Origin of the sequence: Streptomyces sp. NPDC046887 (genome assembly GCF_040644755.1) — a bacterium.
Lineage (GTDB): Bacteria > Actinomycetota > Actinomycetes > Streptomycetales > Streptomycetaceae > Streptomyces > Streptomyces lichenis.
Genome location: NZ_JBEYXH010000017.1, coordinates 47,984 through 61,172, shown reverse-complemented (window position 1 = coordinate 61,172; position 13,189 = coordinate 47,984). Strand labels below are relative to the sequence as shown.

10 protein-coding genes are annotated in these 13,189 nt (G+C 70.0%); 5 read left to right on the top strand and 5 right to left on the bottom strand.

Annotation, left to right across the window (positions count from 1 at the left end):
• Window positions 1-215: 215 nt before the first annotated feature.
• Entirely contained in the window at window positions 216-1,811 is a 1,596-nt protein-coding gene (locus ABZ945_RS17790; RefSeq protein WP_361270003.1) for an aminotransferase class III-fold pyridoxal phosphate-dependent enzyme, read from the top strand.
• An 11-nt stretch (window positions 1,812-1,822) separates the two neighbouring features.
• Window positions 1,823-2,839, top strand: a complete 1,017-nt coding sequence (locus ABZ945_RS17785; protein ID WP_361270001.1) for a methyltransferase — start codon at window positions 1,823-1,825, stop codon at window positions 2,837-2,839.
• Window positions 2,840-2,903: 64 nt separating this feature from the next.
• Here ABZ945_RS17785 and ABZ945_RS17780 read toward each other — a convergent pair whose 3' ends face one another.
• Both ABZ945_RS17780 and ABZ945_RS17775 read right to left on the bottom strand, forming a co-directional pair.
• Window positions 2,904-4,292 (bottom strand): aldehyde dehydrogenase family protein, encoded by a 1,389-nt coding sequence (locus ABZ945_RS17780; RefSeq protein WP_361269998.1) that lies wholly within the window; start codon window positions 4,290-4,292, stop codon window positions 2,904-2,906.
• 1 nt (window position 4,293) lies between these two features.
• On the bottom strand, window positions 4,294-5,403 hold the full coding sequence (locus ABZ945_RS17775) for a phenazine antibiotic biosynthesis protein (RefSeq protein WP_361269996.1): 1,110 nt from the start codon (window positions 5,401-5,403) through the stop codon (window positions 4,294-4,296).
• A 239-nt stretch (window positions 5,404-5,642) separates the two neighbouring features.
• On the opposite strand from ABZ945_RS17775, the gene ABZ945_RS17770 reads away from it, so the two are divergent.
• Window positions 5,643-6,842 carry an NAD(P)/FAD-dependent oxidoreductase gene (locus ABZ945_RS17770; protein ID WP_361269994.1) on the top strand — a complete coding sequence of 400 codons (1,200 nt, stop codon included), beginning with the start codon at window positions 5,643-5,645 and terminating at the stop codon, window positions 6,840-6,842.
• Window positions 6,843-6,890: 48 nt separating this feature from the next.
• Here ABZ945_RS17770 and ABZ945_RS17765 read toward each other — a convergent pair whose 3' ends face one another.
• From ABZ945_RS17765 to ABZ945_RS17755, 3 genes are read right to left on the bottom strand one after another with little or no spacing between them, the layout of a single operon-like run.
• Window positions 6,891-8,171, bottom strand: coding sequence for an amidohydrolase family protein (locus ABZ945_RS17765; RefSeq protein WP_361269991.1), 1,281 nt, complete (start codon window positions 8,169-8,171; stop codon window positions 6,891-6,893).
• Between the two features lie 3 nt (window positions 8,172-8,174).
• Entirely contained in the window at window positions 8,175-9,956 is a 1,782-nt protein-coding gene (locus ABZ945_RS17760) for an AMP-binding protein (protein ID WP_361269989.1), read from the bottom strand.
• A complete protein-coding gene (locus ABZ945_RS17755) occupies window positions 9,953-10,180 on the bottom strand; it encodes an acyl carrier protein (protein WP_361269987.1) in 228 nt (75 codons plus the stop codon). The genes ABZ945_RS17760 and ABZ945_RS17755 overlap by 4 nt, the downstream gene beginning before the upstream one ends.
• Before the next feature lie 499 nt (window positions 10,181-10,679).
• Between ABZ945_RS17755 and ABZ945_RS17750 the strand changes: the two genes are divergently transcribed.
• The gene (locus ABZ945_RS17750) at window positions 10,680-11,954 is read left to right on the top strand and encodes a DegT/DnrJ/EryC1/StrS family aminotransferase (RefSeq protein WP_361269984.1); all 1,275 of its coding nucleotides are present in this window, start codon (window positions 10,680-10,682) and stop codon (window positions 11,952-11,954) included.
• Window positions 11,951-13,117: an FAD-dependent oxidoreductase gene (locus ABZ945_RS17745; protein ID WP_361269981.1), complete on the top strand. Its 1,167-nt coding sequence runs from the start codon at window positions 11,951-11,953 to the stop codon at window positions 13,115-13,117. The genes ABZ945_RS17750 and ABZ945_RS17745 overlap by 4 nt, the downstream gene beginning before the upstream one ends.
• Window positions 13,118-13,189 lie beyond the last annotated feature (72 nt).

The following is a 13,189-nucleotide window of genomic DNA, read 5'->3' as shown; positions in this document are numbered from 1 at the left end:
CGCCGGATCACCGTACCCGGGCGGAAGGGTCGGCGAGGCCGAACATAAACGAAGGTTCGAACCGACTAAGCCTGGGGATTTAGACCCGTTGCCGGTGGTGGAGGCGCGACTGTAAGGTCGGGAACCGCGAAAAACGTACCGGCAGGTCCGCGCAGTACAACATCCGCGCAGTACACCAGCAGAATTCCTCGGCGGTTACAGGAAAGAGGCACGGTATGAGCAGTCCGGCCAGTGAACGCGTCTTCGCGGACCGCCTGCTGAACGACTGGCTGAGCAGTGTGGGGCTGGGGATCGAGTATTCCCGAGCGCAAGGCAACACACTGTACTTCACGGATGGAGACGGGCAGGAGGTCCCGGTACTCGACCAGGTATGCGGATTCGGCTCGCTGATCTTCGGCCATAACAACCCGGAGATCATCGAGCATGCGAAGTCCGTGCTGGACCGGCAGATCCCGGTCTATGTCCAGCTGTCCCGCCAGTCGCACGCCAACGACATAGCCGCCGCACTCAACGCGATACTGCGACGAGAGGTACCGGGCGGGGACGGTGACTACTCGGCGATATTCGCCAACAGCGGGGCCGAGGCCGTCGAGATCTGTGTGAAGCACGCGGAGTTGGAGCGCCGGGCGCGGATATCGCGGCTCATGGAAGACGTCAGCCGGCGTATCGAGGAGGCGCGGGAGGCGGTCGCGGCGGGGCGGGCGACGGTGTCCGAGAACCCGTATGCCCAGGTCGAACAGGGGGATGGGGCCGCCGAGACGTTCGAGCGCCTGGTCGCGGAGGTGGAGCGCCGGAACGCCGAGCTGATCGCGCGGGGCCCGGTTCATCTGGCGCTGGAGAACGCCTTCCACGGCAAGCTGGTCGCCAGTGTGCAGCTCACCCAGAACCCGCACTGGCGGACGCCCTTCACCTCGCTGGCGTCTGCCACTCGCTTTCTCCGCGCGGACCGGCCGGAAGCGATGAAGGCGGCGGTCGAGGAGCTTCGCGAGAGCCTGCTGGACGTCCAGGTGGACGACGGTGCGGTGAACGTGGTGGAGCGGGACTTCCCCGTCATCGGCGCCTTCTTCGTGGAGCCCGTCCAGGGCGCGAACGGGATGCGGCCGCTGACCGAGGCGGCGGCCCGGGAGATCAGGGCGGTCTGCGATGCGGTCGGCTGCCCGCTGATCATCGACGAGATACACAGCGGGTTGGGGCGGACCGGGGCTTTTCTCGCCAGTTCGCATATGGGTCTGCGGGGCGACTACTACACCCTGGCCAAGAGCATCGGCGGAGGAATCGCCAAGAACGCGGTGGCGCTCTTCCACCAGGACCGCTTCCGCCCGGAGTTCGAGGTCATGCACAGCTCGACCTTCGCCAAGGACGGGTTCTCGGCCGCCATCGCCCTGAAGGTGCTGGACATGCTGGAGGCCGAAGGCGGCCGGGCGTACCAAGTGGCCACCGAGCGAGGGGAGAGGCTGACGGAGATGCTTCTCTCGGTGCAGGCCGACTTCCCGGAGGTCGTGGCCCACGTCGACGGCATCGGCCTCATGCTGGCGCTGGAGTTCACCGACCAGACCCAGGCGGCCTCCGAGCCGGTGCGGGAAAAGGCCGGATCGGGCATGCTCGGGTATGTCATCGCGGGCTATGTGCTGCGCGAGCACCGGATACGGGTGCTTCCGGTCGGCCCCGCCGGGAATTCGGTCCGGTTCGAACCCTCCATCCACCTCACGGACGAGGACATCGCCCGCACGGAGGCGGCGCTGCGCGATGTCTGCACCCTCCTCCGCGACCAGGACGGACACCGCCTCACCCCCGGGAGCGGTGCCCGATGACGAGCGGTGCGATGTCGACCGAGTCCCTGGTGTCGGGACTGTTGGAGCACGCGCTCAGCGCGGCATGCGCCGCTTCGGTCCGCGCGGCGGTGATGCTGGGCCTCCCCGAGGCCCTCGGTGATACACCGGCGACGGCCGACGAGCTCGCCACCGCGGTCGGCGCGCATCCGGCAGCCCTCCGGCGGCTGTTGCGGTCGCTGACCTCCTACGGTGTCTTCGCGGAGCAGACGGCCGGCTCGTATGTCCACACCGAGAAGTCGCTGGCCCTCCGCGAGGACTCCCCGAACAGCGTCAAGCACCTGGTGCTGTGGTGCACCGAGCCCTGGCTCTGGTCGCTGTGGGGGGATCTCGGCGAGGCGGTGCGCACCGGCGGCGAGGTCTTCACCCGGGCGCACGGCCGGAAGTTCTACGAGCAGATGCACTCCGAATGGCCGGAGTCCGCGCGGACGTTCAACCGCGCCATGACCCAGCAGACCCGGCTGTCCGCGGCGGCCATCGCCGACATGCTCCCGATGTCCGATGCCGGTTCGATCGCCGATGTCGGCGGAGGGCAGGGACTCGTCCTCGGCACGCTGCTGGAGCGCCATCCGGCGCTGCGGGGATTTCTGCTGGACCTTCCGGATGTGGTGGCCAGTGCCGACCCGCGGCTGCACCCGGGCGGCGAACTGGCCCACCGGGTGGGGCTGGTGCCCGGCGACTGCCTGAAGGAGATCCCCGTCGAGGCCGATGTCTACCTCTTCAAGAACATCCTGGGGGTGGACGACGACGCTTCGGTCCTGATCCTGCGCAACGCGGTGCGGGCGGCACCGCCGGGAGCCCGGTTCGTCATCGTGGAGAACTTCGTGGACGACGGCCCCGGGCAGCGGCTCGCCTCCGCGCTGGACCTCCGGATGCTGCTGGTCATCGGGGGGCAGAAGCACACCCGGACCGGGCTGCTGGGGATCGCCGAACGCGCCGGACTGACCGTGCACAACGTCCGCCCGGTGGACTCCTCCCTGCAGATGATCGAGGCCACCGCATCGAGGTAAGGGGGGCGCCCGTACGGCCTCCGGCAGATGGTGCCGGAGGCCGTACGGGTGGATGAGCCCGGGCTCAGCCCACGATGACCGCCTTGGTGCGCATCAGGAACTCGCCGAGGTACCCCTCGTGCGGAAGACCCGGCCGCGTCCAGGTGGTCGGATGGTCCCCGACATGGATCTTGTCGATGGTGGGCTCGGTGACCAGCGCTTCGATGAGCGCGGCGTCCTCGGTGAAGACGGTGAGCGACAGGGTGTCGCGGAGGGGCGCCATCCAGTCCCCGTCCCGCCGCCACGGCAGCACCCACACACAGGGGAAGCCCATCTCGATCCCGGCCTGCGGGGCGTCCGGGCGGTCGAGCAGGAACACCGCCGGACGCAACACCGCCGAGCCGTCGCCGAGTTCGTCCACGATGGTGTCCGCACCCAGCAGCGGCCGTGCGTCGCCCGCCCTGGCCCGCAGATAGCCGTCCAGTTCATACGCGGCGGCGCTCTGGCGGACCGGCAGCCGGGCGCGCTCGTCACCCGGCGGGAGCGAGGGAAGCCCACCCAGCCGTTCGGCGATGGCCTTGGCGACGGGCTCGGGATCGCCCTCCACGAACACCGCGGTGGCGTTCACACAACCGGTGCCGGCGTGAGCGGCGACGGACTCCGTGATGGTGTCCAGATGCGGCCCGGCGTCCACACCGGAGGTGAGCAGGATCTTGGACCTGCCGGGGCCGAACGGCATGACCAGGGTGCTGGACCCGTACTTGCGGGCCACCTCGTCCCCGCCGAACGCGATGGCCACATCCGCCTCGGCCACCAGCCGGTCGGCCGTCGGGTGGTCCGTGGGCAGCAGCACGACCTGGTCGTTGTCATAGCCCACCTGGCGCAGCGCCGAGACCAGCCGGTGGGCGGTGAACGGCTCGCGCTGCGACGGCCGGACCGCCACTCGGTAGCCGAGAGCCAGGGCGTCCAGCCAAGCCGTGTGCACCGCGGGGGAGTTGGCCGGGGCGTGGACCATCAGCACCTCGCCGCGCCGGGTCCACACTCCGGAGCCTCGCTTGGCCCGCTGGTCCCGCCAGCTGTCCGCGGCGCCGATCGGGCGGGCCTGGCTCACACTCTCGTACGCGGTGGCCGCGTAGTCGCCCACCTGCTGGGCCGACCGCCGCACCGTGGCGACCGGGATGCCGGACACCTCGGCCACGGTGCGCCGATAGGTCTCGGGGGAGACCCCGTCGACCGAGCCGCTCGCGAAGAGCCAGCCCGCCCGGGTCAGCAGCCTCTTGCGCCGCTCCGGGTCCGGTGGGGTGGCCTTGCGCAGCGCCCGGAGGTTGCGTTCGGCGAACAGCCAGGGGACCAGGCTCAGTTCGGCCACCGGTTCGGCCCGGATGTCACGGACGACCTCCCGGGTGCGGCTCTGGTACGGCCCTCCGGTACCGAGTGCGTGGAGCTGGGCCGGCGCGGAGGATGTGCCTGGCACGTCAGTAGACCCCTTCGACCACGGCGGACGCGCCGAACTCCCGTACCGGTTTGAACTCGGCCACCGCGTCCCCCGGGTAGCCGAGGCGGTGCGGGTGGCGGATCCCGGTGTCCCGGTCCAGATTGTTGGGCAGGAAGAGGTTCCGGGTGATGTGGTGGGTGAGGACCTGGCCGCGCTCCCCGTACGGCACGTTCTTCCCGGTCTCGGGGTCGATCACCGAGAACATGGAGAACGGTGACGGCGGGTCGAAGACCGGGGACTCGTCCGCCGGCGCCCCCGGCCGCTCCGGCATCGCGCAGAAGATCATCGTGCTGCCGAAGATGGAGACGAAGTTGATCTGCGGGAAGAGTTCGGTCCGGAAGAGATGGCGGGTGTCCTCGTCCATCGAGGTGCCGCCGTAGATGACCGTGTTGACCTTCTCGTTGATCAGGTCCACCAGATGGTCGCGCTGGCAGACCGCCTCCAGCAGCGGCGGCGTGATCACCATGACCCGGATGTCCTGGCTCCGCAGGATCCACTCGATCTGGTTGACCAGGTGGGTGATGTAGGCCTTGGCCTCGTCCACGGCGCCGCGGCCGATGACGAGCTTCGCCCAGCGCGGGTCGAAGTCCAGGGTGAAGAAGACGCCGCCGAACCGCTGGGCGGTGTCCTGGGCCAGGATGCCGGCCATATGCGGACCGGCCGGCATGATCCCGAGCCAGTTGTCGCCCGCCGCGATCCCGTGCTCCACCAGCCTGTTGTAGTACCAGGCCCAGGACTGCTCACGGACGTCCGGCAGCACGAACACCCGCTTCGGCGAGCCGGTCGTGCCACCGCTCTCACCCACCACCGGGGGTACGGGCAGCCGTTCGATGGCGCCGTAGCCCCGGGGGACCAGATCCTCGATGCGGGTGTCGCGCAGTTCGTCGACGATATTGGGGAACAGCGTCAGGTCCTCCACGGTCCGCACGTCCTGGCGCGGATCGAAGGCGAGTTTCCTGCTCTGCTCCTGCCAGAAAGGCGATCCGGTCTTCGGGTCGAAATGCCAGGCCATGGCTTCCTGGATGAGGTCCTGCGCCTCCGGCGGGCTGTCCCACGAGGTGTCGAGTGCGGATGCGGCACGTGAGGTCAATTCCCTGCTCCTCGGCATTCTCTTTCGGCGGTCGGCTGTGAGAGGACGGATTCCCTTGAGACGGTACAAGGGCGGATACTTCTCCGGCCAGATCCGGCCGTTCATCCTTTTGACCAGGGTCTACAACCGTGGATCTAGTCTCATTGCCGCCTGCACGGAGACGCGCGTAGCCTGCTGTGCGCGAACAGCCTCCCCATCCGGATGTGAATTCGTCCTATGAGTACGGGCAGGAGCGGAAGATGAGCGAGAGCCGCTACGACGTGATCGTTGTGGGCGCGCGGTGTGCGGGGTCGCCGACCGCGATGCTGTTGGCGAGGAGGGGATACCGGGTCCTGGTGGTGGACCGGGCCACCTTCCCCAGCGACACCCTGTCCACGCATCTGGTGCACCCGCCGGGCGTCGCGGCGCTGCGCCGGTGGGGGCTGCTGGACCGGCTGGTGGCCACGGGCTGCCCGCCCATCCACACCTACGAGTTGGACTTCGGCTCCCTTGTCCTCCCGGGCGCCCCGGGGACGGCCGCCGAGCCCTGCGCCTACGCGCCCCGGCGGATCGTGCTGGACAAGCTGCTGGTGGACGCGGCGGTGGAGGCGGGGGCGGAGGTCCGTGAGGGGTTCACGGTCTCCGAGCTGGTCTTCGGCGATGGCGGCCGGGTGGAGGGGATCCGGGGGCGGGAGGCAGACGGCCCGGAGGTGACCGAGCGGGCGCGGGTGGTGCTGGGCGCGGACGGTCTGCACTCGCTGGTGGCGCGTGCGGTGGGCGCGCGGCAGTACAACGAGAACCCGAAACTGATGGTCGGTTACTACAGCTACTTCAGCGGGCTGGAGATGGACGGTGTCTTCAAGGCGCATTCCCGTCCGTACCGGAGTTTCGGCGCATGGCCGACGCATGACGGCCTGACCCTGGTCGGCGGCTGCTGGCCGTTCGCGGAATTCAACGACATCAAGAAGGATATCGAGGGGAATTACTTGAAGAATTTCGAGCTGGCGCCGGCCTGGGCGGATCGTGTGCGTGGTGCCCGGCGCGAGGCGCGCATCGTCGGGGCCGCTCTGCCGAACTTCTTCCGCAGGCCTTTCGGCCCCGGCTGGGCGCTGGTCGGTGACGCTGGCTACTGCAAGGACTTCTTCACTGCCCAGGGCATCAGCGACGCGTTCATCTCCGCCGAGCTGTGCGCCGATTCCCTGGACGCCGCACTGTCCGGTCGCGAACCATTCGACACGGCGATGGCCGGCTACCAGTCCGCCCGCGATCAGCATATGCGGCCCGTCTACGACTTCACGCTCCAGGTCTCCACGCTGGAGCCCCTCTCCCCGGAGTTCGAGAAGGTCCTGGAGAGCATCGACGGGAACCAGAAGGCCATGGACGCCTTCGCCCAGGTGAACGCGGGCGTGATGCCGGTGTCGCAGTTCTTCGCCGCATGGGGCACGTCCCTGACCGACTGAGAGGTGCCCCGTCTTGGCTTCCCTCGGGTGCCCGGCGCTGGGTGTCGCTCACCCGGACCGGACGGCGGCCTCATCGGGGGCGACGGGGGAGTGCCGGTGCACCGGTTCCCCGGACTTCCAGACCTGGGTGATGCGGTCCGGGTCGGCCAGCAGGGCGATGTCGGCCAGCGGATCCCCGTCCACCGCCAGGAGATCGGCGTCATAGCCGGCGGCCAGTCGGCCGGACCGGGGCGCCCGGGGCCCCAGCGTGCCGGGGCCGTTGGCGGTGCCCGCCATGATGGCCTCCAGCGGGCTCAGCCCCGCGGTGGTCAGATGGGCCAACTCACTGGCGTGCCCGCCCCAGGAGAGCGGGCCGTTCCGGTCGCTGGTGCCCAGGTCGGTGCCGAGCGCGATGGTGACACCGGCCCGGTGGGCGATGCCGATCGCCTTAAGGTGCCGCTCGGCCATGGCCTCGAAGCGGTCCCGCCAGGCCGGCGGCAGCGCGGCGGCGTTCAGCCGGAAGGCCTCGTAGATGGTACGGGTGGGCACCAGGACCATGCCCCGCTCGGCCATCAGCTCCGCGGTCTCCTCGTCGACCTCCGTGCCGTGCTCGACCGTGTGGCAGCCGGCGTTGATCGCGGCCAGGATCCCGGCCCGGCCGTGGCAGTGCGCCGCGACGATCCGCTCGGCTCGTGCGGCCTCGCTGACGATCGCCTTCAACTCCTCGTCGCGGTACTGCTGGTGCACCGGGTTGTCCACCTCGCTCAGCACACCGCCCGAGGTGCAGACCTTGATCAGCTCGGCCCCCGCCCGGAGCTGGAGGCGCACGGCCCGTACGCACTCGTCCACCCCGTCGGCGATACGCAGGGTGCCGCCGCTCCGGCAGGGATCGGTCACCCAGCGGTACGGCAGCCGGTGGGCGTCGCTGTGCCCGCCGGTCTGCCCGATGACCTGGTTGGCGCTGTAGATGTTCGGGCCGGTGAAGGTGCCCTCCCGGACGGCCTCCGCCAGGACGCAGCCATGGCCGCCCATGTCGCGCAGGCTGGTGAACCCCGCGCGCAGCGCCGTCTCGGCGTCCTTGACGCCCCGAGCGACGGCCAGCGTCTCGGGGGTGAGCATCAGCTCCTCGGTGTTGACCCGTCCCCGAATCCCGGCGAAGTGCACATGGCAGTCCCACAGCCCGGGCAGCAGGGCGGCGACCCGGGTCGGCTCAAGTGCCCGGTGCTCGTCGCCCAGTTCGGCCGTCGGCCCGGCGAACCGGATCCGGCCGCCGGTGTGCACGACACTGCCGTGCGCGATGGCCTCACCTGCGCCGGGGATGAGCAGTTCCGCGTCGATGCGGTGTTCCATGGGCTATGCCTCCGCGGCCGCTCGTCGTGCGATGTCGGCGCGGAGCGCCTTCTTGTCGATCTTGCCGATAGCGGTGGTGGGCAACTCCGCGACCACCTCCATCAGTTCGGGCAGCTTCCAGGCGGCCAGCCCGAGCCCGCGCAGAAACCGGCGCAGCTCCAGGAGGCTGGGCTCCTGGCCCGGCTCCGGGACGACGTAGAGGCAGACGATCTCGCCGTACAGCCGGTGCGGCGCGCCGACGGCGGCGGAGCTGCGCACGGCGGGATGCCGCGCCACCAGCAGTTCCAGGTCCTCGGCGGGGATCTTCTCGCCGCCGCGGTTGATGATGTCGCGCACCCGGCCGTTGACGACGAGATCGCCCCCGGGTGTCCGGGTCGCCAGATCGCCCGTGCGGTAGAAGCCGTCCGGGGTGAAGGCCTTCGCGGTCGCGTCCGGGTCCCGGTAGTACCCGGCGACGGTGTACGGGCCCCGGGTGAGCAGCTCGCCCGGGGTGCCGTCCGGCACCGGCCGGCCGTGCTCGTCCACGATCAGCACCTCGTCCCCCGGGGAGGCGGGGCGGCCCTGGGTCTGGACGATCACCGACTCGGGGTCATCAAGCCCGGTGTAGCAGAGCAGGCCCTCGCTCATGCCGTAGCACTGCTGGAGGGTCGCCCCCAGCACGGGGCCGACCTGGCTCGCCAGCTCCGGAGCGGGCCGGGCGCCCCCGGTCTGGAGCACCCGCAGACTGCCCAGGTCGGCATCCGTCTCGGCAGCGGCGGCCAGCCACTGCATGGCCACCGTCGGGACGAGGGCGCAGTGGGTCACCCGTTCGCGCTCGATCAGGGCGAGGGCCTGCCGGGGGTCGGTGGCGTCGCCGAGTACCACCGTGCCGCCCTGGGCCAACGTACCCAGTACGCCTGGGCAGTTGAGGATGAAGCCATGCGCGGCCGGCATCACGGCCAGATAGACCGAGTCGGCCGAGACCTCCGCGATCCCGCAGGCGGTCCGGATCATATACGCGTACCCCGCGTTGCCCCGGGGGATGACCTTCGGCGGACCGGTGGTGCCGCCGGACAGCAGGAACACGGCGGCGTCGAACAGGGCGGACCCGGGCGCCGGCGTGGCCGGTGCGGTGGCCGACTCCACCGGTCCGTCCCAGGATGAACAGGGGTCGCACAATGCGGCCAGGTCCACACCATCACCCGCCGAAGTGCCACCGGCCACCGACTCACCGGCCGAGGCACCCTCGGCCGCCGCCGCATCACCAGCCCCGGCATCCCCGGCCGCCGCACCCCCGCCCCCCGCCTCACCGAGCGCGAGCACCTGCCGAAGGAACCCGTGCTCCTTCCACAGCCGCCGCGCCGACTCCAACGGCCCGGCCGATCTGCCGCCGGTGCTCACCGCGAGGGCGACCGGCCGGGCGGCGCGCACCACATGGCCCAGTTCGTAGTCGCCGAATCCGGGCAGCACCAGCACCGGCGGGGCCCCGATGTCGAGCAGCGCCAGCACCAGGACCACGAACTCCGCCCGGTTGGGCAGTTGCACCACCACCCGGTCCCCGGCCCGGACTCCGAGCCCCCGCAGCCGCTGCCCGGCCGTGGTGACGGCCGTGTGCAGCTCGCCATGGGTCAGCCGGGTCGCCCCGCTCACCACGGCGCAGCGGTCGGGGGCGCGCAACCGCCCGGCGCGCAGCAGATCGGCGATCCGCTCCTCGCGCCACAGTCCGTCCCGCAGATAGGTCTCGGCCCGCCGCCGGTCGATCACCGGTACGTCCGGATCCAGCGGCCGGGCGTCGGACAGGCTCATCGGGGCGTCTCCGGAATGCCGCCCGCCAGCTGCTCCACCGTGTAGTCCACCTTGTCCCACAGATTCACCCTGATACCGAATCGTTCGCGTAATTGGATCTCCAGATCGGTGGTTTCGACCGAGCTGAGGCCGAGATCGGCGCGGAGCCGGGTGTACGGTTCGATCCCGGTCAGCGTCTGCTCCGCGATACCGATATCGAGCAGCAACTGCTTGACTTCCTCCACGGACACGGCGGCTCCCTGATGACCGATGGTGACTATTCGAGTCGGTGGTGTTTCCGCTCCCGCATCGAATATTGTCGCGGCGTGCAGGCCGAGGCTAATCGACGCCTGTCGGCGTGACAATGGACTAGTACGTCGGTACTAACCACCCGGTAGCGGTTCGACCGGTGGTCGTAAGCCGGTTCCGGGCGGCCCCGTGTCGGGTAGCCCGTCCGGTGGGCGCGGCCGGTCCTGCGGGTCTTCCGCCCCTGGTGCGGGCGGAGTGTGACCAGGTCGTAGAACGGCACTAGACCAACCGGTGTATTCCCGATGCCGACGGGATTTGAGAGTCTGGCGCCCATGCCGGACGAATAGCGCAGCCTCAATATGCTCCCGCAGCACACCGGGCGGCGCAGGAAATTCGGCCTGCTTTTCAGGGCGGTACTGTCTCGGATAGGCGCAGCGAGACCCGATTTTCGGGGGACACGGCGTTTCAGGCGGTCGGGAGTCTTGGAGGTGGACGGTGGGGAAGTCGTACGAGATTCCTTACCCGGAACTCGGATCGGTGCTCGGAGAGCAGGAGATCAGCGTGCTCACCCGGTTGGTCAGTTCCGGTGAGAACCTGTCCGGGGGGCGATGTCGGGAGGAGTTCGAGCGATGTTTCCGCGAGTACCTCGGCGTGCCGTACGCCCTCTCGGTGACCAGCGGGACCGTGGCGCTGGAGATCGCGATAAGGCTGCTGGACCTGAATGAGGGTGACGAGGTCATCGCCACCCCGCAGACCTACAAGGCCAGTGTGCAGCCGCTGCTGAACTACCCGGTGCAGGTACGTTTCTGCGATGTCGAGCCGAGCACCCTCAACCTCGATCCCGCGCACTTCGAATCGCTGATCACCAGCCGCACCAAAGCGGTGATCCTGGTGCACTACGGCGGTCTGCCCTGCGATATGGACGCCATCATGGCGATCGCGCGCCGGCGCGGAATCACGGTCATCGAGGACTGCGCGCATGCGCTCGGCGCGGAGTACCGGGGGCGCAAGCCGGGTGCGTTGGCCGACATCGGCTGCTTCAGCTTCCACTCCAGCAAGAACATCACCACCCTCGGCGAGGGCGGGATGATCACGCTCTTCGACCGGACGCTGGCCGAACGGGCGGACCGGATCCGCTCCAACGACGCCGACGCGGTCTACCGGGAGCAGGCGCGGGCCATCGGGGAGACCACCAGCGCGCACCCGTGGATGATGCACCCCGGCCTCGCCTTCACCCATGACTGCTCGACCATCCGCTACGGCGGCACCAACGCCACCCTCGCGGAGCCCAACGCGGCGGTGGGCACCGTACAACTGGCCAAACTGGACCGGCTGGTGGGCAGGCGCGCGAAGATCGCGGACGCCTACACGGAGGTCCTGAAGCAGTACCCCGGGGTGCGGATGCACCAGGGGCCCGAGCCGGTCCGGCACGGGCACCACCTGTACACCTTCTTCGCCGACCCGGCCGACGGCATTCTGCGGGACCGGCTGGTCTCCCGGCTGGACGCCCTCGGGGTGCAGATGCAGCTGCGCTACTTCCCCCTGCATCTGCTCGCCGAATGGCGGGCCAGGGGCCATGACACCGGGGAGTGCCCGGTCGCCGAACGCATGTGGTTCGCCCAGCAGGTCAACCTGCCCTGCCAGCCGGCCATGACCGACCGGCAGGTCGACCAGGTGGTGTCCCGGCTGGACACCGTCCTCCGCCAGGAGGTCCGAGGCATACCGATCGCGGCCGGAACGGCGCGCAAAGCGGAGGGCTGGACCCAGTGACCGAGGCAGCGCACTACGACATCGCGATCATCGGCGGCGGCCCGGTCGGGCTGGCCTCCGCCTGGCACGCCGCCCGCCGGGGCGCGCGGGTGGCGGTCTTCGAGCAGTTCGAGTTCGGCAATGAGCAGTGCGGTACGAGCGGGGCGGAACGGCACTGGCGGCTGCAGTACACCGAGCCGGACCTGTGCCGGCTGACCGGGGAGGCCCTGCCGCTCTGGCGCGAACTCGAACGGGCGAGCGGGCACCAGCTGCTGCACGCCTTCGGCAGCCTCTGGTTCGGCGACATCGACGTGGCCACCAACGAGGGCAGGATCTCGGCGACCGCGCGGACCATGGACCAGCTCTCCATCCCGTACGAGTGGCTCACCGCGGCCGACATCGAGCGCCGCTACGGCTTCACCCACCTCCCCCGCCACTTCGAGGGTTTTGTGCAGCCCGACGGCGGAGCCGTCGACGTACGCGCCACGGTGGAGGGCCTGCTGCGGCTGACCGATGCCGCGGGCTGCGCACTGCGGGCGGGGGAGCCGGTGCTGGAACTGGTCCCCGACGGCGAGGGCGTACGGCTGCGCACCCCGAGCGGCTGGTGCCGGGCGGGCAAGGTGGTGGTGGCCAACGGCGCCTACGCCAACCAGCTGCTCGAACCCCTGGGCACCCGGCTCGACCTCAATGTCTTCGAGATGGCCCTGGTGACCCTGCGCCAGCGCGATCCGAGCGCGCGCTACCCGTTCTGGTTCGTCTTCCAGGAACCGACCGAGGAGGACACCAACCTGTTCTACGGGTTCCCGCCCAACGCGTGGCAGGACACCGACCTGGTCCGGGTCGGCCCGGTGTTCGAGGTCAACGCGCTGGCCGACCCCGGGCAGGCGACCGGCGCCCCCGATCCGCGCCATGTGGCCCGGATGTGCGAGTGGGTCGAGCGGCATCTGCCGGTGGTGGACCCGCGGCCGCTGGCCCGCGAGACCTGCCTTGCCGTGCTGCCGGCCGACCCCGAGCGGCAGTTCTTCCTCGGTACGGCCAAGGGCCGGTTCGAGGGCGGCGAGAACGTGGTGATCGCCACCGGCGGCTGGGGGTTCAAGTTCGTCCCGCTGCTGGGCCGGGTCTGCGCCGAACTGTGCCTGGACGGCACCACCGACTACCGCGTCGACCGCCTGATGCTGCCCTGAGCGAGGCACCCGCGACGACCGACCCCGCCCACGTCTGCCCGGCCCTTCTCGCCGCAAAGCCGCAAAGCCGCA

What these genes read in the sequence shown, in the direction of transcription:
- ABZ945_RS17790 (WP_361270003.1), top strand. Translation starts at nt 216, where the DNA reads ATGAGCAGTCCGGCCAGTGAACGCGTCTTCGCGGACCGCCTGCTGAAC.
- ABZ945_RS17785 (WP_361270001.1), top strand. Translation starts at nt 1,823, where the DNA reads ATGTCGACCGAGTCCCTGGTGTCGGGACTGTTGGAGCACGCGCTCAGC.
- ABZ945_RS17770 (WP_361269994.1), top strand. Translation starts at nt 5,643, where the DNA reads ATGAGCGAGAGCCGCTACGACGTGATCGTTGTGGGCGCGCGGTGTGCG.
- ABZ945_RS17765 (WP_361269991.1), bottom strand. Translation starts at nt 8,171, where the DNA reads ATGGAACACCGCATCGACGCGGAACTGCTCATCCCCGGCGCAGGTGAG.
- ABZ945_RS17760 (WP_361269989.1), bottom strand. Translation starts at nt 9,956, where the DNA reads ATGAGCCTGTCCGACGCCCGGCCGCTGGATCCGGACGTACCGGTGATC.